Source organism: Phyllobacterium sp. RCAM01083 (assembly GCF_055685835.1).
Genome location: NZ_JBVFZN010000002.1, coordinates 125,979 through 148,439, shown reverse-complemented (window position 1 = coordinate 148,439; position 22,461 = coordinate 125,979). Strand labels below are relative to the sequence as shown.

The following is a 22,461-nucleotide window of genomic DNA, read 5'->3' as shown; positions in this document are numbered from 1 at the left end:
GACCTCTCGGGCTTACGGGAACACAGCGTCTACTGCTCGAGACCGAGCTCCCAAAGCCGGAGTTTTGCCTGCCAGACAGGCGTGCCCTTCAAGCGCTTGCTGTTGACGGTTTCACCCGTGCCATTGCAGTAAATGATCAAGGGAACATCATGCAGTAGCTTTTTGTGAAGCTCGTCGAAGATGGCCTGCCGCTGCGCCTGATCGGATACTTCCATGGCTTTGGCAATCAGCCCCAGCGCCTCCGGATTGTCCCAGACCTTCCGCGGCTGTTTGTCCTTGGGGCCGGAAAACTGCTCGAAACTCAGAGCCGGATCGAGACGCGCGGAATAGGAGAAGGACATCATCTGGTATTTGCCGGAATTGTAGCGGTCGAGCTGGGTTGACCAGTCGAGGACCTCAATGCGGGCGTTGATGCCGACGGCCTGAAGCATGGCCTGTGCCACCACCGCCGCATCGAAACTCGGTGCGGTGGGACGCTTGTTGGCGATGATGTTGATTTCCTCGCCCTTGTAGCCGGCCTTGGCAAGCAGGTCCGCCACCTTTGTCGGATCAGGGGCAAAGATTTCTTTCTGGATCTCGCTGTAGTAGCGCGAGCCGGGGAAGATGGCGGAATTGTTGGGACGACCGGTTCCGTTGGTCGCCTGCGCGACAAGGGTGGGAAGGTCGAGCGCCGCGGCGATGGCTTGCCGCATCTCCACCTTGGAAAGCAGCGGATCTTTGGTCTGCATCAGGAATGTATGCTTGGACGCTTCCGCTCCCGTCGTTACGGTGAAATTCGCATTGGCTGAAAACTCCGGAATGTCGGTGCTTAGAACCGATGCGACATCCAGCGCGCCGGACAATAGACCGGCTTTCACCGTCGCCGGATCGGGTACGACAAGGAATTTGATTTCCTTGATCAGCGGGCGCTTGGAGCCGACATAGCCATCGGCCTTGTCTCCGCCCGGCGAAACATAGTTTTCAAAGGCGTCGAGGGTGATGTACTCTCCGCGCTTCCAGTTGCCGAACTTGTATGGCCCGGTGCCGATGGGCTTGTCCCAGCTGCCATCGGCCTTGACCGACGCCTTCTGCAGGACGGCGGTCATCCCGCAATCCGTGCGCGCCAGCGTATCGAGAAAAATCGCGCTCGGGTGATTGATCTTCATGACCACGGTTTGCGGATCGGGTGTCGTGACGGCGTCCACCTTGAGGCCATTGCGGCCGTCGAATTCCGGCAGGCAGCGCCACTCGGTCTTGGGGTCCATGTAACGGGTCCAGCTCCACAGCACGTCGGCAGCGGTCAACGGCTCTCCATTGTGAAAGGTAACGCGGGACCTGAGCTTGAACGTGTAGGTCAGCCCATCCGGCGAAAGCTCGAAGCTCTGTGCAAGCAGCGGCCCAACGGAGCCGTCTTCTTTATAGCCAACAAGACCCTCCACCGTATGCAGGACCACCGCATCCGTATAGTCGTCGCGGTTGACGCCGGGATTGGAGCTGCGAATGTCAGCCGGAATTGCCGCGGTAATCGACTGGGCGGCGGCAGGCGCCGCGATCAGCCCCAATGCCAATGACATCAAAATAGCATTCTTCATATTCTGAACCCCATTATTCATTCGGGCTTAGGTGCCCGTTGGTTGAAGAAGGAAAGATTTCCGCCCTTTAAGCGGCCGCGACTTGAACCGGGTCCGACCGAAGGCTGTAACGGGTGAAGTTGCGGTTGATGGCCGGCAGGCAGGCAACCTCCATGGTGCCATTGGCCGGATGCATGATGACCATGGCAACCGTGGCCGAAAGGTTCCCTTCGGTGTTCAATCTCGGCGGCCTGCAAACGGCATAGGGCGTCAGAAAGTCATCGAAGAACGCGCGCTTCATATCGGCAATGCCGAGTTTTTCCCCGGCTTCCTCCAGTATCTTGCGCACGCGCCAGTCACGGTACGGGCTTTCCGGCACATGCGGCAGCCCTGTGTCCCGGAGTTTTGAAAGTGCCACGGGGCTCACCCAATGGTTGGCGTGAACAACCAACCCATTGGCCGGCAATATATGGAATACCTCGTCCGGTGCGCACTCAAGGTCGATTGCAAAACCCGCACCGGTCGAAAGGATCATGTTGTTGGAGCAGGCCTTCGGCGTTCCCGCCACCGCCCGCATTGCAAGGGCGAAATGCTCCTGCTCCAATGCCTTGCGCCGGATCAGCGCCAGGGGGACGCCCTGCTGCCGGTAGTCGCGATCGGATTCAAGATAGTTTGCGGTGATGCAGACGCCGGCGCTGTTCATGCCGTTGCGTGCAAGACCGCCCGCTTCGACGAATGTCAGGAAATCCGGGCCGTCCTCCTGCAGAACCCGCAAGACAATGGCCGTCTCGGCGCACTCGGTCTTCCAGTCCCAGTTCTGGCCGTGAATAAGAGTGCCGTCCAGGCTTCTCTCGGGAAGAATGACCGCTCCGGTGCATCCATCATCGATCTCATCTTCCTCGTCCAGCGGAGCGTTCTTTTCCAGACGCGCCTTGGCGATGACTTCGGTGCGCGCATTGATCATGACGATATCGTCGAAAGCAACGCCAGCGCCCTCGGCGATGCCGCGCATTTCCTCGATGTAGTGCGCACCGAAATTCGCGATTTCCCCGGCAAACTCCTCGATAAGCCGCGTCTTTTCGGATGCGCTGTAGCCCAGCTTGGCAAGCTGGTCGCCGTACAGCGCAACGCTTTTTTTCACGCGCTCGGGCACCGCCGCACCATATTGGCGCCCACGCTCAAACGGCGTCCCGGAGACGGTTACGAAGGGAAAGGATGTCGGATATGAACTCATCGCTACGCCTTATAGTGTATTTTGTTTAATTTACGTACACTTTAATACGTAATGATTGCGTGTCAATTGGCTTTTATGCAAAAATAAGCCGCATAGGATATGGAGCCAGGATTGACTGTCAGTGACCTGCAAATAGAAATCGCCCGCCAGATCGTTTCCTTGGCCTCGTCGGAACGCTGGCCTGTCGGGGAGCGCGTGTCGGATTTTGCTTTGGCCAGAAGGCTGGGGGTCTCACGATCGCCGATCCGCTCGGCCCTTGCTCTGCTGGCGAGCCGCGGCGTTCTGGCCCATGCACCCGGCCGGGGCTATGTCCTGGCTCTCCTGCCGGATGGCAACGGCGATATCGATGGTATCGCGCCCCCATCGGAGCTGGAAGACATCCACAAACGGCTGATGGCTGACCGGGCGACGGGCGCAATACCGATGGAGGTATCAGAGACGCTGCTGGCGGAGCGTTACAGCTCCACACGGGGAACCATTCGTAAAGTCCTGCTGCGGTTTGCCGCCGAAGGCCTGGTGCAGCGCCAGAGGGGCCATGGCTGGGCTTTTGCCGAAAGCCTCGATACCGACCAGGTGGAGGAGGAAAGCTATCAGTTCCGCATGATTCTGGAATGCGGCGCCCTGCGGCATCCGGGCTTCAAGGTGGACAAGGACCATCTTAGTTCCATCCGCGCCGCGCAGGCGGATATCATGCGCATTCCGCCCGCATCGGTTCAGCGCGATCAGTGGTTCAACGTCAATGCGTCGTTCCACGAAGCCCTGGCGGTCTGGTCGGGCAATCGCTTTCTCGTTCAGGCCGTTCGCCAGCAAAACAGCCTGCGGCGCATTACCGAATATGCCTATTTCGAAAGGCTCCCGCACGAACGCATCCGTCAGGTCTGCATCGAACACATTGCCATTCTCGACGCCCTGTCCGAGAACGACGTGATCTTTGCCGAGGCCCTTTTGCGCCGTCACATCGAAGGCGCAAGCCGCTATGAGGTGGAATGACCGGATGCTGGACTTACTAGTCTCGGGTCATAATCAACCCGTTTCTGCCGTGATTCCCAAAAAAACAACCATAACTAGAAATAAAGACTTCAGACGATAGAAACTGCCGACATATTCGCGTATTGCAGACAGCGATAAATATGTGCGGGGGTGCATCCAATGAATGAAGCCATTCGGGAACTTTTGGCTAAGGTAGGCGGTTTGCCGGTCGCGGTCGATCAGATCAGCGATGAAGAAGACCTATACAATGCGGGGTTGTCCTCGTTCGCCTCCGTCCAGCTGATGCTGGGCATCGAGGACACATTCGATATTGAGTTTTCGGACCAGTTCCTCAACCGCAAATCCTTTGCCAGCATCAAGGCTATCGAACGGACAGTGGAAGCGATCCTCAAGAACAATGAGGACGCCTGATGAACGCCGGCGCCGGTAACAGTCTGCAGCAGCGCGCATCGCGCGTTGCCGCCATCGCCGCCCAGTTCGCCGACCATGTTGATACCGAAGCACGCTTTCCGCGCGAAGCCATCAACGCGATGAAGGCCGAGCATCTGCTTGGTATCCAAGTTCCCGCCGATCTTGGCGGCGAAGCGGCGCAGGTCGAGCAGATCGCGGAAATATGTTCCATTATCGGACAGTCCTGTGCTGCCAGCGCGATGATTTTCGCAATGCACCACATCAAGCTGTCGAGCCTGGTCGAACATGGCCAATCCGCAGAATGGCACCGGGCCTTCATGCACCGGATTGCGGCCGAACAGCTGCTGCTGGCATCCGCTACCACCGAAGGCGGCATTGGCGGTGATTTGCGCAACAGCCTATGCGCCATCGAAATTGACGGCGATACTTGCCGCCTCGAAAAGAATGCGACAGTCATTTCCTACGGCACTGAAGCCGATGCGATCCTGATCACGTCCCGCTCGGGCGCGGAGGCCGCATCTTCCGATCAGGTCATGACCGTTTTTGTCAGGGATCAGTATACGCTGGAGAAGACAAACGGCTGGGATACCCTCGGCATGCGCGGCACCTGCTCGGAAGGCTTTGTTTTCCGGGGAGCCGGTAGCACGGAACAGATCCTGCCCCACCCTTTCGCGGAAATAGCGGCGCAGTCCATGCTGGCCATGGCACACCTCCTCTGGAGCGCGCTCTGGTACGGCATTGCAGTCGATGCCGTAACCCGGGCCCAGTCCTTCGTCAGGGCAGCAGCCAAGCGTGCGCCCGGCGTTCAGCAGCCGGGAGCATTGCGCGTCGCCGAAGCGTCGAACATGCTGCAGATGCTGAAGTCCGAAATCGTCGCCTGCCTCAATACCTACCGGCATGCCAAGGACGACAGCGACAAGCTCGCCTCGATGGGCTTTGCCATTACGATGAACAACCTCAAGGTTGGCGCATCGCAATCCATTCTCCAGATCATCAATCATGCCATGCTCGTCTGCGGCATCATGGGTTACAAGAACGGAACACCCTACAGCCTCGGCCGGCATTTGCGCGATGCCAATTCGGCACAGCTCATGGTCTCCAATGAGCGCATTCTTGGCAACACGGCCACGATGCTGCTCATCCATAAACAGAACACCAGTCTCTTGGGGTAACACGGCATGGACGCTCAAATATCTTTTCTCGACCGCCTGTTTTCGGCTGGTCTCCTGCTCGATACCGGCGTTGACGGTCTTTATGGACGCAGCGGCCGTTTCGAGGACGTCATTGCCGCGTTCGAGCGGCTGATTGACCGCACCGGCGGCAGCGATGGTGCCGAAGCCATCCGCTTCCCGCCGGGGATGAACCGCGCCATCTTTGAAAAAAGCGGCTACATGAAGAGTTTTCCGCAATTGGCCGGAACCATCCACAGTTTCTGCGGATGCGAGCTTGATCATGTCAATCTCATCCAGTGCATGGATGCCGGCAAGGACTGGACGAAGGAACAGCAAGCGACCGATATCGTGCTGACGCCGGCCGCCTGCTATCCACTCTATCCCGTCGTGGCACAGCGCGGCGACCTGCCGGCAGATGGCGGACTGTTCGACCTGCAGTCCTATTGCTTCCGGCACGAACCGTCGAAAGACCCGGCGCGCCAGCAGATGTTCCGCATGCGTGAATATGTCCGCATGGGCAAGGCCGACGACGTGATGGAATTCCGCCAGCTTTGGATCGAGCGCGGCACGGACATCATGCAACGGGTGGGCCTTCCCGTTCACATCGACGTTGCCAACGATCCGTTCTTTGGCCGCGCCGGGCGCATGCTGGTCAACAATCAGCGCGATCAGAACCTGAAATTCGAACTGCTTATCCCGATCACTTCAACCGAAAACCCGACCGCCTGCATGAGCTTCAACTATCATCAGGATCATTTCGGCACGAAATGGGGCATTCAATTCGCCGATGGCACGACCGCCCATACTGCCTGTGTCGGATTTGGCCTGGAGCGGATTGCGCTTGCCCTGTTCCACCATCATGGCCTCGATATCGAAGCCTGGCCGGAACAGGTTCGTCAGGAATTGTGGGGCTGACCGGCGGCATGCAAGCTGTTTTCCCCTATATCGATCCGCAGACCTACAGGCCGCATGCCCTGCATGCGCAGGACCGGATTTGGCCGGAGACCAACTGCTACGTTGATCTGTGGATCGAGGTTCTTGCCGCACAGAACCTGCCGCCGGAAGCAATGCTGGGCTTCACCCTGAACCAGGACTTTGAAGGCGATCAGTTTACCTTTTTCAAGGTACCGCTGGAGGATCTGGAGACGCTCTACGGCATTCGCGTCGGCGAGCTTGCCATCTTTGACACGGTGGAAAGCCACGTGGCCGCACAGATGGCACGGGGCCGCCTCACCCTCGTGGAGATGGACAGCTATTTCATGCCGGACACCCATGGGGTGGGCTACCGCAGCGAGCACGGCAAGACGACGGTCGCCATCAACCGCATGGATACGCAAAACCGCAGCCTCGATTATTTCCACAATGGCGGCTTCTTCCGCCTGGACGGCGACGATTTTGACGGCCTGTTCCAGCGTCATCTGACTGATGAGGACATGCCGTTCCTGCCCTACACGGAATTTGCAAAATTCCCCGACCAGCCAGCCGATGCCGCGTCCATACGCGCGAAATCCGCACGTCTGCTGCCCGGCCATTTCGCCCGCCGGCCCGCAGCAAATCCCATTCGCGCGTTCATGGATGTGTTTCCGCTGCAGGCCGAGGCCGTGGCGGAACGGCCCTTTGCGTTCTTCCATAAGTACGCCTTCAACACGATGCGCCAGCTGGGGGCGAACTTCGAACTTGCCGCCAGCCATCTCACATGGCTGCGCCCGGATGGGGCCTTTGCGGCGGCGGCAAACGATGCGATCCGCATTGCCGAGGTTGCCAAGGCGGCGCAGTTCCAGCTTGCCCGTGCCGTCACGCGCAAGAAATTTGCCCCGCTGGCGGATGCACTCCTTCCCGCCGCCGATGCATGGGACAGCATGATGGATATTCTGGCTTCGGAACTCGGCCATCCCAAAGTGCACGCCGCTGCCGAAAGCCGCGTGGACGCTTGACGCGGATGGAGAGCGTGCCGCTGCCGATCAGTAACGAGGGTGGTCAACTTCTCGGCGATGCGTGGCACCTCATCCTGACGGCATCGGGCGAGGCATCCGGACCGGATCAGTTGCGCCGCGAAGGCGCTTTGCCCAATGTCCCGGTACCCGGCACAGTGGCGGAAGCCCTGGAACAGGCCGGCCGGTTTGAACGTGGCGCTCCCTTTCCGCTCAATCAACAGGACGCCTGGTATATCAGGGCATTCGGCAACGAACCGGCGGGAACGGCCATCCTCCGTTTCGAAGGGCTGGCGACAATCGCTGAAGTCTATTGGAACGGCAGCCGCATTCTGCAGTCCGGCAATATGTTCCTGGCATCGGATGTTGCAGTCGAATTGACCGGCAGTGACGAGCTTGCCATATGTTTTCGCGCATTGGCGCCTCTTCTCAACCGGAAGGGGCCGCGCGCACGCTGGCGCACGCAACTGATGAACGAACAGGGCCTGCGTCTGCTGCGGACCACGCCTCTCGGCTACATGCCCGGCTGGTGTCCCGAAATTCATCCGGCAGGTCCATGGCGCCCGGTACGGCTGTTGCGGCCGGGCTCCGAGCCGATAGCGGATATTGACATCAATAGCGAATTGACCCGCGGAGGCGACGGCGTCCTCCGCGTGAGTTTTGCCTGGTCGGGCCCGTTCAAACACCCCGTGGTGGAATGTGCCGGCTGCAGCATCGAAGCCGTTCTGAACGATGACGGCCGCTGGCATGCGCGTCTTGATTTGCCCGGTGTGACCCAGTGGTGGCCCCACACGCACGGTTCGCCGGTCCTGCATGACGTCGTGCTACGCGCTGGACGTGAAACACATCGGCTGGGGCGCACGGGGTTCAGGAGCCTGGAAATCGACCGTGGCGATGATAGTCAAGGCTTTGCCTTGATCGTCAACGGCAAGCGCATTTTCTGCCGGGGCGCGGTCTGGAGCTCCGCCGATATTGTCCGCCTGCCGGGCAAGCGCGAGGATTATGCAGTCTGGCTACGCCTTGCCGCCGAAGCCGGAATGAACATGATCCGTATCAGCGGCATTACGGTCTACGAAAGCAATGACTTCTTCGATCTATGCGACGAGCTCGGCATCCTGGTCTGGCAGGATTTCATGTTCGCCAATTTCGATTATCCCGTGAAGGATGCGGAGTTTTCAGCGCAAGTCGACGCGGAAGCCCGGCAATTGCTCAAGCGAACACGCGGGGGCCCATCCCTGGCGGTCCTGTGCGGTGGCAGCGAAATCTACCAGCAGGGCTCCATGCTGGGCCTGCCGGAAACCGTTTGGAAAGGGCCGCTGACCGAGGAAATACTGCCGTCCCTGTCACGCAGTCTGCGTCCCGACGTGCCCTACGTCGCCAATTCGCCATGCGACGGTGCACTGCCCTTTATCGCCAATGCCGGCGTCAGCCACTATTACGGCGTCAGTGCCTATTGCCGGCCGCTGGAGGATGCGCGCCGCGCCAATGTCCGCTTCGCCACGGAATGCCTGGCGTTTTCCAACGTTCCGGAAGCCCGCACATTGACGGCGCACCTGAACGTGCCTGCGGTCCACCATCCCCGCTGGAAGGCAAGGGTACCCCGCGACAACGGTGTATCCTGGGACTTCGAGGATGTGCGGGAGGCCTATCTCGCCAAGCTGTACGGCTTCGACCCGACGACACTGCGCCGCGAAGACATGCCGTCCTACCTGCACCTGTCCCGGGCGGTAACGACCGAAGTGATGGAAGCTACCTTTGCCGAATGGCGGCGGCCGGGAAGCAGCTGTTGGGGCGGCCTGGTCTGGATGCTGCAGGATCTCTTGCCGGGGGCAGGCTGGGGCGTCATCGACAGCACCGGCGAGCCGAAGGCCGCATGGTACGGCTTGAAACGCGCCTCGCGCCCGGTCAATCTCACCCTCACGGATGAGGGGGTAAATGGTCTTGCGCTTCACATCGTCAATGAACGGCCGGAGGGATTGGAAGCGTTCGTGGAGATCACGTGCCTGCGCGCCGGGAAACAGCCCGTTGTATCGGGCCGCCGTGATCTGACGCTCGAACCGGGCCAATCATTGACGCTGGCAGCGACGGATCTGTTCGGTGCCTTCTTTGACACGACCTATGCCTATCGCTTTGGCCCGGTTTCCCATGACGTGACCGTGGCCCGCTTGAAAGAACCGCAGTCCGGCAAGGTTCTCGCCGAGGCTTTCCATTTTCCGCAAGGCCGGACGAAAGCCTTCCATGACGCGGCAGTCGAAACCGCCCTTACCCTGGAGGGCAATGTCTGGTTCCTTGAGCTGACCACGCCCGTACTCGCCCAGTCAGTCCATGTGGATATCGAGGGCTACCGCCCCGATGACAACTGGTTTCATCTGGCGCCTGGCGAGACCAAGCGGCTCGAATTGATCCCGCGTGACGGCACTGCGCTTTCAGCCCGCCCAGCCGGCGAAATCCGCATTGCCGGAAGTCCTCGCACCGTCTGGTTTGAGTGATCGTCAGCCCGGAAAACGTAGCGCCATCCGTTCGAGCGCGTCAATATAGATATCGCGGGCGTGCTGCGGTGTGAGATTGTGATCCGCATCGGCGATCTTCTTGACCGACACATTGGGATACCCGGCAATCCTGCCTTCCCGCGCATCAAAATAGTAGCCGAAATATTCAAGTCCAGGATCCCGGTAGCTGTAGAGCAGTTCAACGGGACTCTGCCTCTCCTTCAACACGCCGAATGCCTTGTAGACGGCCCGGCCTTCTGTCGTCCGGCCGCGAAGCAGATGCCGCGCCCGTTTGGCAATGCGCCGGCCCATTCCTCCGGCAACGTTTCGGGCAATGCCGACAAAATCCAGTTCGCCGCGGACGAGACGTTTGAATGTCGAGGCGCGCAACAGCCGGCTGCCATATTCTTCCAGGGTTCGGCTGCCTTCACGCACGGCCTCATCGACCGAACGTCCCGGTTCCCAGTAAAAGGTAATGGGATTGACGAGGACCGCACCGGACAGCCGCGGATCGGCAACGATGTTCTGAAACCCGAGATAGGCGCCGCTGCAACGGCCCGCAGCGATGATCGCCGGCGTGCCGAGGCCATTGAGAAAAGACAGCGCTTCGGCAACATCGGCATTCTGCGCATCATGATAGAGCACTTGGTCGGGAACGCCGGGGACTGGCGGACTATCGGACGCATTGGCCGTATCAAACCGGAGCGAGGCGACGCCGCGCCGTGCCAGCGCGCGCGCTATGGTGACAATCGTGCGCCCCCAACCCGCATGCCGATCATAGGCGGAGGTCAGGAACAGCACCGTCGCCCCGCGCCGTGTGCCTTGCGGCTCGCACAACACGCCATAGAGCCGGTCACCACGACCGAAACGCAGCGGCGTTTCCGCAAAACCGTCGCCCTGCAACGGCCCGGCTTTCACGTCCTGAACGACAGGTGCACGGGCTTCGATGGGCGGGAAGCGTCCTGCAACACCGGCGGCCCAGTCGACGATGCGGTCGGCAACGGCGAGCGGCAGCTGCGAGATGACAGGATTGGAAACCAGTTTGTCATAGCTGGTGTAGTTCTCGGTCACCGTATCCATGCCGAGCTGGCTGAGATGCGCCGCGAACTCCCGGTCGGACGGTCGGTCCACCCGCGCCAGGACCAGACATTCCGCTGCAATCTTGCTGCCAAGTGTCATCAGGTTTGCCCGGCGCAATCCTTCGGCCACTTCGGTGGGCAGTTTCAACGAGGCAATCGACACGCCAGTTTTGTCGCGCTGGGCTTCCGGCAAGCCAAGGTCGGCGTCAACCATGCCGGACCAGATCGATAGTTCACGCGTATAGTGCCGGCCTGAAACAACCGGCGCCATGAACGCAATGGCTTCGAGCCCGTCCATCCGAGCCGCCGCATCGGCGGCGACAACGCAACCCAATCCCTGGCTCAGAACGATGATGCGCTGGCAGCCCGAGAGGTCCTTCAACAGCCCCGCCCCGGCCACAAGCGCGTCACTCCAGACCGCCAGTCCCCTGGAAAAGTCGCCATCATCCAGCGCGTCACCGGTTCCCGGCCAATCGAAGCGGAAGGACGGGATGCCCGTCTCAGCCAGTTTCTCCGCAATGATGCGCCAGAATTTGCGGGTGCACAGTTCTTCCAACCCCCACGGGCTGGCGAAAAGCACCGCCGTACTGCCCGGATGATCCGCATCAGCCCTTTGAAAAAGTCCAATCGTCTGATTGAAAACAACAGGCTGCGCCGCCGCCCGCCCCCCCTATCCTTATTGCGTCCGCAAGTTCCCCGGACTGGATATGGATTTCCTTGTTCATAGTGCGCCTCGCCCCCGATGCTGAAGGAACTGATCTAGCAGAGGAACAGGGGCGATGGCCACCGGCCCTTTCCATCCCGGTTACCAAACGCATAAGAATTCGACCTGCTGCACGCGAGAGCCAACAGCCGTAGTGACAATCGGCCGGAGTCTCCATTAACATCGCGCTGGATTACTTGGGGTGGCCAATGGTTGAATCAGATCGTTTTCCTGCTTCGCACCGGACGCCGCTGACCCGTATATTGACATCGCGGGAGAAAAGCATGGCCTCTTATAAATATGGAAAGTACCTGCTGAGATACGAGAGCGATCAGTTTGACAAAGAATTCGAACCCGGATCGATCCCCTACAATTCCGGTATATATCGCTGCAAAAACTGCGGTGAGGAAATAGCTGCAACAGAAGGCGTACCGCTGCCGGCTCAACACCGGCACTCGAATAACCTGCCAATCGTCTGGCAATTGCTCGTCTATGCGGCTCCGAGAGACTGAATATCCGGATATTACAAGAGCTGGCGGCGTTCCCGTTACATCGCCGCCCGCGGGCAGCAGAGGCCTTTCACAACAATGGGTGTTCCACAGCCAAGCGGCCTGGATTCGCAAATTGGAAGCCTAAGCGCTTTTCAATTTCGCCGAATGCGGCCATAGTTGCGGCGTTCGAATTGGAGGATTAAATGAAAAAAATTCTGATCACGGCAACAATACTCTTTGCTGCTCTTGGGTCAGCGGCACAGGCTGACGGAACTCTGGACAAGATCAAGTCCTCTGGCACCATCACGCAGGGTGTACGAGAGTCATCCGGATTGGCCTATACGCTCGGCAATGGCGTCTACACCGGCTATCACTACGATGTCTGCCAGAATATCATTGCGGACATCAAGAAGAAGCTTGGGCTTGAAAAGCTGGACATCCGGTATCAGCCCGTCACATCGCAGAACCGTGTGCCTCTGGTCCAGAACGGCACCGTCGATCTCGAATGCGGCTCAACAACGAACAACACCGCACGCGCAAAGGACGTTGCATTTGCCGATACCGTGTATGTCGAGGAAGTGAAAATTGCGGTCCGTGCCAACTCCAACATCAGCAAGCTGGAAGATCTGAACGGCAAGAACGTGGCGACCACGACCGGCACCACCTCCGTGCAGACCCTGCGCAAAAACAAGCGCGGCAAAGACATTACCTTCAACGAGGTCTATGGCAAGGATCACGCCGACAGCTTCCTGCTCCTGCAGAGCGGCCGCGCCGATGCCTTCGTGATGGACGCCTCGATCCTCGCAGCCAATATTGCCCGGGCACAAAAGCCGAGTGATTTCAAGGTTCTGCCGGAAGTCCTGTCCGTTGAACCGATCGCCATCATGATCCGCAAGGACGACCCCGAGTTCAAGAAGGCGGTCGATGAAAGCATCGTGGAACAGATCAAGGCAGGCACCATCGCCAAGCTCTACGACAAGTGGTTCATGCAGCCCATTCCGCCGAACAATGTTTCGCTGAACATGCCGGCCTCGGAAGCCACCAAAGAAGCCTGGGCCAATCCAAACGACAAGCCGACCGAGGACTACAAGCAACCCGGTCAATAGGTTTGAGCTTACCAGGGCCGGGAAACGCGCAGTACCGGCCCTGTTGATGCAACACGTGCGGGTGGGCGAGAGATGATGGCGTATTGGCAGAACGTATGGGATCGCTGGCAGTTTCTTTGGGATGACCGGGGTGACGGCGTCACCTACTTTCAATGGATGCTGTCGGCTTGGGGCTACACGGTGGCCGTGGCCGCTACCTCGCTCGTGATCGCTCTGGTGTTCGGCATCGTCATCGGCACGTTGCGCACGCTGTCCGGACACCGGGTCATCTCCGCCTTCGCGGCGGGATGGGTTGAGCTTTTCCGCAATATTCCCATCCTCGTCCAGCTCTTCATCTGGTTCTTCGTGATTTCCGAACTCGTTCCGGGCATGCGGAGCGTGCCGGGTTTCGTTTTGGCCTGCTGTGCGCTCGGCTTCTTCACCTCCGCCCGTATCGCCGAACAGATACGCGCCGGTATCCAGGCTTTGCCGACAGGCCAGCGCAACGCCGCCTATGCTGTCGGCTTCACCCAGTTTCAGACCTACCGCTATGTGATTCTGCCGCAGACCTTCCGCATCATCATCCCGCCGCTGACCAGCGAAGCCATGAATATCGTCAAGAACTCGTCAGTCGCCTTTGCGGTATCGATTCCCGAACTGATCAGCTTCGCCATGCAGACACAGGAAGAGACGTCGCGCGGGGTCGAGGTCTATCTGGCGGCCACGGTGCTCTATGCGGTGACCGCGCTGGTGGTCAACCGGGTCATGGCCTTCATGGAACGGCGGATGCGCATACCCGGCCTGACGGTCCAGACGCAGGGAGCGCACTGATGGCTACGCTCGACTTTTCGTTCTATACATGGGCCAATATCAGCAATTATCTGCTCAGCGGCCTCTATTTCAGCGTCTCGCTTACGATCGCCGCCACCATTGGCGGCATTGCCCTCGGCACCGTCATTGCCCTGATGCGCCTGTCCAACGTCAAGCCGCTGGAATATATCGCGACCTGGTATGTCAATGTGTTTCGCAGCGTGCCGCTGGTGATGGTGATCCTCTGGTTTTTCCTGCTGGTGCCATCCGGCTTTTACGACCTCTTCCCGGGTGGAAGCGGCCAGAAATACCGGGCCGAGATTTGCGCCCTGATAACCTTCATTGTCTTTGAAGCCGCCTTCTTCAGCGAAATCGTGCGCGCCGGCATCCAATCCCTGCCGCGCGGCCAGACGAATGCGGGGCAGGCTCTCGGCATGACCTATGCGCAGAACATGCGCTACATCATCCTGCCCCAGGCGATCCGCAACATGCTGCCGGTCTTCCTGACCCAGACCATCGTGCTGTTCCAGGATACCTCGCTGGTCTATGCCATCGGCGCCTACGACATCCTCAAGGGTTTCGAAATCATGGGCAATACGTTCGGCAGGCGGATCGAAACCTATCTCCTCGCTGCCGTGGTCTATTTTGTCATCTCCTTTTTCTTGTCCATGCTCGTCAAGAAACTGAACCAGAAAATCCGCATCGTGCGCTGAACTGAAGGACGCAATCACAATGATCGAAATGAAAAGCGTTTCCAAATGGTATGGCACGACTCAGGTCCTCAACGACTGCTCGGTCAAGATCAACAAGGGAGAAGTTGTCGTCGTTTGCGGGCCGTCCGGCTCAGGGAAATCCACACTGATCAAGACCATCAACGCGCTTGAACCAATCCAGAAGGGCGAAATCTGGATCGACGGCGTCGCCGTTCACGACAAGGCCACCGACCTGCCGAAATTGAGAAGCCGTGTCGGGATGGTCTTCCAGCACTTCGAACTGTTTCCGCATCTGTCGGTCACCGACAATCTCATCATTGCCCAGATAAAGGTGCTTGGCCGCAGGCGCGACGAGGCCAAGAAACGCGGCCTGCAAATGCTGGAGCGCGTCGGGCTCATCGATCATCAGCACAAATTCCCCGGCCAGCTCTCCGGCGGCCAGCAGCAGCGCGTGGCCATCGCCCGCGCGCTCTCCATGGATCCGATCATCATGCTTTTCGATGAGCCGACATCGGCGCTTGATCCGGAGATGGTGGGCGAGGTGCTGGACGTCATGGTCGGTCTCGCTTCGGAAGGCATGACCATGATGGTCGTGACACACGAAATGGGCTTTGCCCGGAAAGTCTCCAACCGCGTCATTTTCATGGATGTCGGCGGACGCATTCTCGAGGATACGACAAAGGACGAGTTCTTCGGCAAGATCGAGGACCGCCAGCCGCGAACGCGCGAGTTTCTCAACAAGATTCTGCAGTATTGAGGTAGCGGCAGGGGCAACTGTCCCCGCTTTTGTTCAGGCCATCACTGGGCGCCGACCGGGCGTGGCGGATAGATGGCCTGCACCTGTGTGGACCTGGGCGTGCCGGATATCGCACCTGTCGTCATACCCGACGTGCCGGGGTGGGTTTTTCCGGCAATCAGCATATCTTCGTGCACCCAGCCGATCATGTCGGTAGCGGGAATCACGATATGATGCCATTTGCCGGTTTTGCCATAGGAGCGCATTTCGCGTCCCTTTTCCACGGTACCCGCCGGTTCGGATTTATCCCACGCATTGCGCCGCAAGGTCAGCCTTTCCCGCGCATACACCACCGATGGCGTCATGTTGGGCATGTTGATCCCGCGTGGCAGGTGAATGCCCGTCCGCTCCGCAGGACCAACGGCCAAGGCCGGCCGTTGCAATGGTTGCGGTTGCAGCAATGCTGCCCGCTGCAGCGGCGTGGGCAGCACGGGATTCGGCTGTGCGCCGACGGGAATGGAGGGGCGCGGGATCGGAGCATTGAAAGCGGTAGCCGGAATGTTCTCCTGGCGCGGTGCGGCTTTTGCAGTCGGTTTCACATCTGCGTCTGGCTTTGCGGCGGCTGATCGACTGGTCTGAGCCGCTGGACGCTCGAACCATCCGGCGAAAGCTTTAAGCGGGCCTTTGTGCTGCGTTGCCGACCATACGCTCAATGCGCCAACGCCGACAATCACGGCAAGAGCCAGGAATATACCCGTCGAGGACCCGCGCGCTGCGGAGCGCGACGATGACCGCTTCGGCGAACGTGACGGTGAACGGGTGCTGCGCTTTCTCTTGGCCATATGAATCCTGCCCTCTTCGGCCCAGTCGCGGTTGGGCCAGATCAACATCGGGTTTGACAACGTTCCTGAGCGTCGAATCGCGATGTCACCCAGCCTGACAGGGCTTCCTTGGTATTTCGTTACCGGGCGGCAAGGACATGGTACATCAGCAGCTTGAGGGATGCGGTGGCTGGCGCCACGGACGATTTTCATCCCTTTATGCCGAGCCCGATACTTTGCCGAACCCGTTCCCTAAAGCCCAAGATCTTCGGCATGACTTCAGCCCTGTGTACATTGCACACAGATACGTGTACAAAGCACACATGACCATGGACCGGATCTTTGCGGCGGCCAAAGCCGTACTCGAACAAGACGGAATCGCGGGGCTCACCATCCGCAAGGTGGCGCAGAGCGCGCAGATGTCGACGATGGCGATGTACCGCCACTTCGCCGACAAGAACGCTCTGCTGAACGCTTTGATGGCGGACGGACTTCGGGCCTGGGAAGAGCGCGCGCGCGCCATCGGCACATCCGATCCGATGGAATGGCTGGAGGAGCTCGGCGAAGCTTACTTGGACTTCGCCATCACGGAACCCCACCGGTTCGACGCGGCGTTCTTTCTGCCTGCGCCCGAGGCGCGCCGCTTTCCAGACGATTTTGCGGCCGGCCGCTCGCCCGTACTGACCATGGCCATGAAGCGCATCGAAGAGGCGCAGGCAGAGGGACGCATCGGGGACACGCCCGCGCTCGAAATCGCCTTGGCGCTCGCGGCGCTCGGCCAAGGCCTCGTCTCGATGCATCGCGCCAACCGCTTTTCGAGCGAGACGCAGTTCAAAGCGCTCTACCGCACGGCCCTTCACCAATGCCTCGCTTCATTCGAATCTGCTCGGAGAACAAGATGATCGCCGTCCTCGCTGCGCTGCTGAGCGGCGCGATGTTCTACCTGTCACAGGGCTTCGACGACGTATGGGTGCTGGCTTGGTTCGCACCGGTGCCGCTGCTGTGGCTGGCCTACGGAAAGCAGCCGATGTGGCAGGTGATGGCGGCGAGCGCGGCTGCGATCCTGGCAAGCGGCGGCTACATACTGCAACTGCCTTACATACCGCCGCTCTTCATAATCGTGCCGGTGCTGCTGCTTTACGTTGGCATGTTTTGCGCCGCCGTCTGGTTCGCGCGCTTTGTACACCTCTGGGCGCATCCGTTCGCCACACTCTTCGCGTTTCCAGCATGGTGGACGGCGTTCGAACTCGTGAGCCAGCTTCCATCGCCCAACGGCACCTACGGCTCGTTTGCCTACAGCACGATGTCAGCGCCCATCCTGATCCAGAGCGCTTCGCTCTTGGGAATGTATGCCGTCACGTTCCTCATTTGCCTCTTCGCCAACACCGTTGCCTTGGCGCTGCGCGCCAGACGGGAGACCATCGCCGCCATCACTCTGGGCGTTGCGATCTGCGCGGCGAACTTGGCGTTCGGGTTCGGGCGTCTGGCCCAGCCACAGCCGTCCACCGTCCGGGTGGCAGGCATCGTCGATGAATCCATTGTAGCGAACGCCTGGCGCGCGCATGCTTTGCCGGAGGATCTTGCGGTGACGACAGCCTACGCACAGGAAATCCGTGAAGCGGCTCGCCAGGGCGCCCGTTTCATCGTGACGTCGGAAGGCGGCATGGCGTCGATCCCTGAGGCGCAGTCGGCCATCATCGCGCCGCTTGCATCCGCGTCCAGGGAAACGGGAGTACAGATCATTGCCGGCTTCCATTCGGACCACCCGCCAGCCGACTTCGCGCTTGCATTCGACCCCACGGGACCGACGCAACGCTATGACAAGCGGCATCCCGTACCAGGGCTTGAAGAGCGCTACGTGCCCGGTCACGCCTCCGGGTCCCTGGCCGACGGATTCGCGATGGAAATCTGCAAAGACATGGATTTCCCCGGCACCATTCGCTCCGATGCCGTGAACGGAGCCCGGCTAGCAGGTGTGCCGGCCGGCGACTTCGGCATTGACGGCTGGCAGCATGCGCGAATGGCCATCATGCGCGGCGTCGAAAACGGATTTTCCATGATGCGTCCCGCGCACCATGGCCTGGTGATCGCCAGCGATGCGCAAGGCCGTGTCATCGCCATGAAGGAGGATGCGCCGACGGGCCTGACCATGGTGGTCACGGACCTTCCGCTCGGCCCCGGGCCGACGCTTTACACGCGGATCGGCGATCTCTTCGCGTGGCTGTGCCTCGCCTCAACACTTTCGATCGCCATTCTCTCGATGTTGAAACGTCGGCGTGCAGTCACGGCTGCCCCTGCGCAGTCCTGATACCCCACTGGTTGCGCGAGGTTCGGATATCGAACCGACCGTTAAACTTGCCGGTCCGCGACCATCAGGCAGCGGCCACTGTTAAAAAAGGAATCGTCATGCGTGTTTCCGCCAAGTTGCAGTTGCGGGGACAGACCATTGTACCGAGCTTCAATCCTGGATTGCCGGAAATCTCGGGTTTTAAGGAACGGGCTCGGCATAAGCACTAGATCTGCGCTTCGATGGCGGCCTTGTCTATCACTGACCATACCAGACTGATCTTTCCGTCTCGAAACTGGTAGAACACATTTTCGCTGAAGGACACTTTCCTCCCATTGATGGGGAGACCAAAGAAGTTCCCTTTTGGTGTCACGTTAAACAGGAGGCGGGCAGCAACATAGGATTGGTCGGAAATCAGCAGCTCAATATTGAAATACAGATCCGGAATTTCCACAAAGTCATTCTCCAGCAGCCCTCGATATCCGGTCAACCCGATCTGCTTCCCGTTGTAGCGCACATCCTCCTGAACGAACGTTCCGAGGTTCGGCCAATCCTGCGTATTCAAGCAGGAAATATAGGCGTTGTAGATTTCCGCGAGGTTAGTCTCAGTCATGATAACGGCTCCTTGGCTGCCCGTGAGGTTCAGGACGAGGCGAATACGTGCACCGGTCATATCCAGCGTTCACATCCGTTGGCCTTGAGGGATCAGGCACATTGATGGGACAATTGAAACCAGAATGCCAGCGCCTCGGATTAACTTCTTGCGGCGGCAACTTTCTCACCATGCCGATGATCATCGGCTTATTCTGTAAAGCAACTGGACAAATCGCGATAATTTCAATCTATTAGACTGAAGATCCAAATTGAATCAGTGTTATTGCAGGGGGATTGAGCAATGAACATGAGAAGCTTTCTCACACTACTTGTTTTTTGTTCCACGACAATATTTTCGGCAGGTTCTGCTCTTGCTGATGTCGCCTATACAACCGGGAATGTTAATCTTCGCACCGGTCCGGCAACACATTACACCCGCGTTGGTACTCTGGCTGCGGGAATACGCGTGAATGTTCTGGCTTGCCAGTCAAACTGGTGCCGGATCGGACGGCAGGGCATCCGGGGATGGGTGTCAGCCAACTATCTCGATCGCGTGGCCGTTCATAGGCCTGCCATTGTGGTTCGGCCGACGATTGTTGTGCGGCCTCCCTATTATCACGGCCACCGCCCGCCGCCGCGGCCCCACCGCCCTCGCCCAAATTGCAAGATCGCGCCAGGATTCTCTTGCCGGTGAAATCTCGCCATTGTTCCTTCAACCGCACGGTTGGAGGAACGGCGCCACGCATTAATTTGCCCTGATCCGATCAGCGTCGGCATCTGCGATGCTCCGGACGGACCGGTGTCCGTGTGCGGGTTGTGCGGCAATACCTGCCAATCCGTCTATGATCATCCAAATGCCATTAACCGTAAATCGTCTTGATGATCAGTAACATTGAAATAAAGTATTTTCATTCCGCAGATTAGAGTGTAGAAACGCATTTTTATTTCTGAGATTTCGCATCCATCAATACCCATCTCAACTTGAATACAACTGATCCTCTCCCGAGTGTTGTTACGAGTAGGTATGCGTCGATGAAATTCATTAGCCGGAATATTCTCGGACTAGCTCTGCTCTTATCTTCCAGCCTCTTTCTTCATGCAAATGCCGTGGCTGAACCAAGCATTTGCATCCGGCTTCGCCAGCAGCTCAAACTGCCAATCCGGGACGAACCGCAGGTCAATAGAGCTGTCCAAGAGCAGGCGATGAAGCTGCAGCAAGCACGGGCACGCGCCAATCAGGCGGGTTGCGGCAACACGCTCTTTTCCAGGGGAGACCCGAAGCAATGCGCGCGTTTTCAACAGAATATTGAAAGCATTGCGGCAGAGCTTGAGAGGCGCAAGCGTGCGGAAACCCGTTCCAAAAGCGCCCCTTCCTCCAAAGCGCGCATTCTTGCGGCACTGAAAGCAAATGGGTGCGCTGAAGAGCGGCGGCAGGGGCTGCTTGAGGCGCTTTTCGGCAGTTCAGCGTCCGGGGCGGAAGTAACGAAAGTCGCAACACTTCCCAGGCAGGTGATCGAACGGAAACGGCCGCGGCAACCGACGCAAAACCCTGATGCGTCCAGTACGAAACTCTATCGAACACTCTGTGTGCGAACGTGCGATGGGTATTATTTTCCGATCTCTTTCGCCGTCCAGACCAAATATTTCGATCGCGACCAGAACACCTGCAGTGAAATGTGTCCCGCGTCGCCGGTAAAATTATATTCCCATGCCATACCGGAGCAGTCTTCCGAGGATATGATCTCCGTCGAAACCAAGATTCCCTACAAGGACCTGCCCACCGCGTTCAACTATCGTCTTACCGGCGCTCCGCCAGTGGCCAATTGCACGTGTCACAATGCGCAGCAATCGCTAAAAACATCGGTCAGCGCGGTGGCCCCCGCAGGTCAAGGAGCTTCAACAGCCCTTGGTCCTGAATTGCCAATCGCGCAACAACCCTCCGATGGGGAGACAGCAGCGGACACAGACGCCGCATCCAAAGGCAGCGGAAACCCCTTTGGCACCGTCTTGGCAGAACCCACCCAGGAGAATGATCGGCGAAATGTACGCGTCGTCGGTTCGGCTTATCTTCCCGATGAAGAACGGAAAATTGATTTCAAGGCGCCACGGCCAGCCGAGCCGCTTTTTACGCAAGACCCCGATCGAGCAAACAGGTTCACATTCGGCATGGCCATCGAAACAGTTGCGACCGATATACTGAAGCGGCTTGGAGACTAGGAATCAGCACTCGAAGCTCGTGCCAATCGACCTCCGCTTCAAACCATCGCCGCCACATATTGCGCAATGGGCAGGCAGGACGTCAGCCCCGGGCTTTCAACACCGAACAGATTGACCAGTCCTTTTACGCCGTGCGACGACGGGCCCTCGATAAGGAAATCTGTCACTGTTTCGCCTGCAACACTCAGTTTTGGCCTGATGCCGCAATAGGCGGGCTGGAGAACTCCATCGGGCAACGCGGGCCAATATGTCCGTATTGCCTGGTAGAAACGCTCGGCCCGCGCCGGATCGACCGAATAGTCAATGGTATCCACCCACTCGACATCCGGACCAAACCGCATGCTGCCTCCCAGATCGAGCGTCAGGTGGATACCCAGACCACCGGGCTCGGGCACGGGATAAATCAGATGCTGAAACGGCGCGGCACCTGGCACCGAGAAATAGTTTCCCTTTGCATATCGGCGCTCCGGCACATGATGCTTCGGCAATGCCGCAATTTTCGTCGCCAGTTCAGGCGCGTTGAGCCCGCAGGCATTGATGAACACGTCCGTGCGAAATTCATACGGCCGGTCAGTTTCCGTCTCGATGGTGTGCACGACAAATCCATCGCTGTCAGCGTCCACGGACACCACCTTGGTATGGAATGCGATCATTGCATCGTGCGCCTGCGCATCTCCAAGCAGCGCCAGCATCAGATCATGGCAATCAACGATTCCGGTAGACGGAGACATAATCGCGGCCGTGCAATCCAATTCGGGCTCAAGAAGACGGGCTTGCGCTCCGGAAAGGAATTGCAGATCACTCGCACCGCACCTACGGGCGCGCCCGGCAATTTCGGTCAGGGTCTCAACCTGCCGGTTATCAGTCGCAACGATCAGTTTGCCGCAGCGCTTATGCGCCACGCCGTATGCATTCGCAAACCGGTAGAGCGCGGCGTTACCTTCCACACAGAACTGCGCCTTCAAACTGGCTTCGGGGTAATAGAGGCCGGCGTGAATGACACCGGAATTGCGGGAACTTATTCCACTCCCCACCGCACCGTTCTCTTCGGCGATGAGCGTTTCAATGCCTCGTCTTGCAAATTCCCGCGCTATGGCAATCCCGATAACGCCACCGCCCGCAACAACGCAGCCTATGCGATCCACTCT

21 protein-coding genes are annotated in these 22,461 nt (G+C 58.9%); 15 read left to right on the top strand and 6 right to left on the bottom strand.

Features of this window, described 5'->3' with window-relative positions:
- Positions 1-29: 29 nt before the first annotated feature.
- Both ACZ25R_RS00670 and ACZ25R_RS00665 read right to left on the bottom strand, forming a co-directional pair.
- Positions 30-1,571: an ABC transporter substrate-binding protein gene (locus tag ACZ25R_RS00670; RefSeq protein WP_472459671.1), complete on the bottom strand. Its 1,542-nt coding sequence runs from the start codon at positions 1,569-1,571 to the stop codon at positions 30-32.
- Positions 1,572-1,638: 67 nt separating this feature from the next.
- Complete coding sequence (locus ACZ25R_RS00665; protein WP_472459670.1) at positions 1,639-2,784, bottom strand: C45 family autoproteolytic acyltransferase/hydolase; 1,146 nt, start codon at positions 2,782-2,784, stop codon at positions 1,639-1,641.
- 111 nt (positions 2,785-2,895) lie between these two features.
- On the opposite strand from ACZ25R_RS00665, the gene ACZ25R_RS00660 reads away from it, so the two are divergent.
- The 6 genes from ACZ25R_RS00660 (at position 2,896) to ACZ25R_RS00635 (ending at position 9,777) form a co-directional block, all read left to right on the top strand.
- The gene (locus ACZ25R_RS00660) at positions 2,896-3,774 is read left to right on the top strand and encodes a GntR family transcriptional regulator (protein WP_472459669.1); all 879 of its coding nucleotides are present in this window, start codon (positions 2,896-2,898) and stop codon (positions 3,772-3,774) included.
- 159 nt (positions 3,775-3,933) lie between these two features.
- Positions 3,934-4,185: an acyl carrier protein gene (locus ACZ25R_RS00655; protein ID WP_223615266.1), complete on the top strand. Its 252-nt coding sequence runs from the start codon at positions 3,934-3,936 to the stop codon at positions 4,183-4,185.
- Positions 4,185-5,357, top strand: coding sequence for an acyl-CoA dehydrogenase family protein (locus tag ACZ25R_RS00650; RefSeq protein WP_472459668.1), 1,173 nt, complete (start codon positions 4,185-4,187; stop codon positions 5,355-5,357). Before ACZ25R_RS00655 ends, ACZ25R_RS00650 begins: the two co-directional genes overlap by 1 nt.
- 6 nt (positions 5,358-5,363) lie before the next feature.
- On the top strand, positions 5,364-6,272 hold the full coding sequence (locus ACZ25R_RS00645) for an amino acid--[acyl-carrier-protein] ligase (protein ID WP_472459667.1): 909 nt from the start codon (positions 5,364-5,366) through the stop codon (positions 6,270-6,272).
- Positions 6,263-7,291, top strand: a complete 1,029-nt coding sequence (locus ACZ25R_RS00640) for a DUF1839 family protein (protein ID WP_472459666.1) — start codon at positions 6,263-6,265, stop codon at positions 7,289-7,291. The genes ACZ25R_RS00645 and ACZ25R_RS00640 overlap by 10 nt, the downstream gene beginning before the upstream one ends.
- Positions 7,292-7,296: 5 nt before the next feature.
- A complete protein-coding gene (locus ACZ25R_RS00635) occupies positions 7,297-9,777 on the top strand; it encodes a glycoside hydrolase family 2 protein (protein WP_472459665.1) in 2,481 nt (826 codons plus the stop codon).
- A gap of 3 nt (positions 9,778-9,780) precedes the next feature.
- Here ACZ25R_RS00635 and ACZ25R_RS00630 read toward each other — a convergent pair whose 3' ends face one another.
- Positions 9,781-11,436, bottom strand: coding sequence for an alpha/beta hydrolase (locus ACZ25R_RS00630; RefSeq protein WP_472459664.1), 1,656 nt, complete (start codon positions 11,434-11,436; stop codon positions 9,781-9,783).
- A gap of 332 nt (positions 11,437-11,768) precedes the next feature.
- Here ACZ25R_RS00630 and ACZ25R_RS00625 point away from each other — a divergent pair, with 332 nt between their 5' ends.
- From ACZ25R_RS00625 to ACZ25R_RS00605, 5 genes are all read left to right on the top strand, one after another.
- Complete coding sequence (locus ACZ25R_RS00625; protein ID WP_472459663.1) at positions 11,769-12,071, top strand: hypothetical protein; 303 nt, start codon at positions 11,769-11,771, stop codon at positions 12,069-12,071.
- 182 nt (positions 12,072-12,253) lie between these two features.
- Positions 12,254-13,156 (top strand): amino acid ABC transporter substrate-binding protein, encoded by a 903-nt coding sequence (locus ACZ25R_RS00620; protein WP_403184415.1) that lies wholly within the window; start codon positions 12,254-12,256, stop codon positions 13,154-13,156.
- 75 nt (positions 13,157-13,231) lie between these two features.
- Complete coding sequence (locus ACZ25R_RS00615; RefSeq protein WP_403184414.1) at positions 13,232-13,966, top strand: amino acid ABC transporter permease; 735 nt, start codon at positions 13,232-13,234, stop codon at positions 13,964-13,966.
- The gene (locus tag ACZ25R_RS00610; RefSeq protein ID WP_288194598.1) at positions 13,966-14,658 is read left to right on the top strand and encodes an amino acid ABC transporter permease; all 693 of its coding nucleotides are present in this window, start codon (positions 13,966-13,968) and stop codon (positions 14,656-14,658) included. The genes ACZ25R_RS00615 and ACZ25R_RS00610 overlap by 1 nt, the downstream gene beginning before the upstream one ends.
- A 19-nt stretch (positions 14,659-14,677) precedes the next feature.
- Entirely contained in the window at positions 14,678-15,415 is a 738-nt protein-coding gene (locus tag ACZ25R_RS00605) for an amino acid ABC transporter ATP-binding protein (RefSeq protein ID WP_223615276.1), read from the top strand.
- Positions 15,416-15,456: 41 nt separating this feature from the next.
- Here the strand turns inward: ACZ25R_RS00605 and ACZ25R_RS00600 are convergent, their stop codons facing one another.
- Positions 15,457-16,284 carry a hypothetical protein gene (locus tag ACZ25R_RS00600; protein ID WP_472459662.1) on the bottom strand — a complete coding sequence of 276 codons (828 nt, stop codon included), beginning with the start codon at positions 16,282-16,284 and terminating at the stop codon, positions 15,457-15,459.
- Positions 16,285-16,373: 89 nt separating this feature from the next.
- Between ACZ25R_RS00600 and ACZ25R_RS00595 the strand changes: the two genes are divergently transcribed.
- Together ACZ25R_RS00595 and ACZ25R_RS00590 are read left to right on the top strand one after the other, a co-directional pair.
- Complete coding sequence (locus ACZ25R_RS00595) at positions 16,374-17,117, top strand: TetR/AcrR family transcriptional regulator (protein WP_472459661.1); 744 nt, start codon at positions 16,374-16,376, stop codon at positions 17,115-17,117.
- Entirely contained in the window at positions 17,114-18,523 is a 1,410-nt protein-coding gene (locus tag ACZ25R_RS00590) for a nitrilase-related carbon-nitrogen hydrolase (RefSeq protein ID WP_472459660.1), read from the top strand. The genes ACZ25R_RS00595 and ACZ25R_RS00590 overlap by 4 nt, the downstream gene beginning before the upstream one ends.
- A 205-nt stretch (positions 18,524-18,728) precedes the next feature.
- Here ACZ25R_RS00590 and ACZ25R_RS00585 read toward each other — a convergent pair whose 3' ends face one another.
- A complete protein-coding gene (locus tag ACZ25R_RS00585; RefSeq protein ID WP_472459797.1) occupies positions 18,729-19,115 on the bottom strand; it encodes an ester cyclase in 387 nt (128 codons plus the stop codon).
- Between the two features lie 282 nt (positions 19,116-19,397).
- On the opposite strand from ACZ25R_RS00585, the gene ACZ25R_RS00580 reads away from it, so the two are divergent.
- Together ACZ25R_RS00580 and ACZ25R_RS00575 are read left to right on the top strand one after the other, a co-directional pair.
- Positions 19,398-19,790, top strand: coding sequence for an SH3 domain-containing protein (locus tag ACZ25R_RS00580; protein WP_472459659.1), 393 nt, complete (start codon positions 19,398-19,400; stop codon positions 19,788-19,790).
- Between the two features lie 338 nt (positions 19,791-20,128).
- A complete protein-coding gene (locus ACZ25R_RS00575; RefSeq protein ID WP_472459658.1) occupies positions 20,129-21,313 on the top strand; it encodes a DUF2865 domain-containing protein in 1,185 nt (394 codons plus the stop codon).
- A 38-nt stretch (positions 21,314-21,351) separates the two neighbouring features.
- Here the strand turns inward: ACZ25R_RS00575 and ACZ25R_RS00570 are convergent, their stop codons facing one another.
- Positions 21,352-22,458: an NAD(P)/FAD-dependent oxidoreductase gene (locus tag ACZ25R_RS00570; RefSeq protein ID WP_472459657.1), complete on the bottom strand. Its 1,107-nt coding sequence runs from the start codon at positions 22,456-22,458 to the stop codon at positions 21,352-21,354.
- Positions 22,459-22,461 lie beyond the last annotated feature (3 nt).

What these genes read in the sequence shown, in the direction of transcription:
- ACZ25R_RS00670 (WP_472459671.1), bottom strand. Translation starts at nt 1,571, where the DNA reads ATGAAGAATGCTATTTTGATGTCATTGGCATTGGGGCTGATCGCGGCG.
- ACZ25R_RS00665 (WP_472459670.1), bottom strand. Translation starts at nt 2,784, where the DNA reads ATGAGTTCATATCCGACATCCTTTCCCTTCGTAACCGTCTCCGGGACG.
- ACZ25R_RS00655 (WP_223615266.1), top strand. Translation starts at nt 3,934, where the DNA reads ATGAATGAAGCCATTCGGGAACTTTTGGCTAAGGTAGGCGGTTTGCCG.
- ACZ25R_RS00650 (WP_472459668.1), top strand. Translation starts at nt 4,185, where the DNA reads ATGAACGCCGGCGCCGGTAACAGTCTGCAGCAGCGCGCATCGCGCGTT.
- ACZ25R_RS00645 (WP_472459667.1), top strand. Translation starts at nt 5,364, where the DNA reads ATGGACGCTCAAATATCTTTTCTCGACCGCCTGTTTTCGGCTGGTCTC.
- ACZ25R_RS00635 (WP_472459665.1), top strand. Translation starts at nt 7,297, where the DNA reads ATGGAGAGCGTGCCGCTGCCGATCAGTAACGAGGGTGGTCAACTTCTC.
- ACZ25R_RS00625 (WP_472459663.1), top strand. Translation starts at nt 11,769, where the DNA reads ATGGTTGAATCAGATCGTTTTCCTGCTTCGCACCGGACGCCGCTGACC.
- ACZ25R_RS00620 (WP_403184415.1), top strand. Translation starts at nt 12,254, where the DNA reads ATGAAAAAAATTCTGATCACGGCAACAATACTCTTTGCTGCTCTTGGG.
- ACZ25R_RS00615 (WP_403184414.1), top strand. Translation starts at nt 13,232, where the DNA reads ATGGCGTATTGGCAGAACGTATGGGATCGCTGGCAGTTTCTTTGGGAT.
- ACZ25R_RS00610 (WP_288194598.1), top strand. Translation starts at nt 13,966, where the DNA reads ATGGCTACGCTCGACTTTTCGTTCTATACATGGGCCAATATCAGCAAT.
- ACZ25R_RS00605 (WP_223615276.1), top strand. Translation starts at nt 14,678, where the DNA reads ATGATCGAAATGAAAAGCGTTTCCAAATGGTATGGCACGACTCAGGTC.
- ACZ25R_RS00600 (WP_472459662.1), bottom strand. Translation starts at nt 16,284, where the DNA reads ATGTTGATCTGGCCCAACCGCGACTGGGCCGAAGAGGGCAGGATTCAT.
- ACZ25R_RS00595 (WP_472459661.1), top strand. Translation starts at nt 16,374, where the DNA reads ATGGTACATCAGCAGCTTGAGGGATGCGGTGGCTGGCGCCACGGACGA.
- ACZ25R_RS00590 (WP_472459660.1), top strand. Translation starts at nt 17,114, where the DNA reads ATGATCGCCGTCCTCGCTGCGCTGCTGAGCGGCGCGATGTTCTACCTG.
- ACZ25R_RS00585 (WP_472459797.1), bottom strand. Translation starts at nt 19,115, where the DNA reads ATGACTGAGACTAACCTCGCGGAAATCTACAACGCCTATATTTCCTGC.
- ACZ25R_RS00580 (WP_472459659.1), top strand. Translation starts at nt 19,398, where the DNA reads ATGAACATGAGAAGCTTTCTCACACTACTTGTTTTTTGTTCCACGACA.
- ACZ25R_RS00575 (WP_472459658.1), top strand. Translation starts at nt 20,129, where the DNA reads ATGAAATTCATTAGCCGGAATATTCTCGGACTAGCTCTGCTCTTATCT.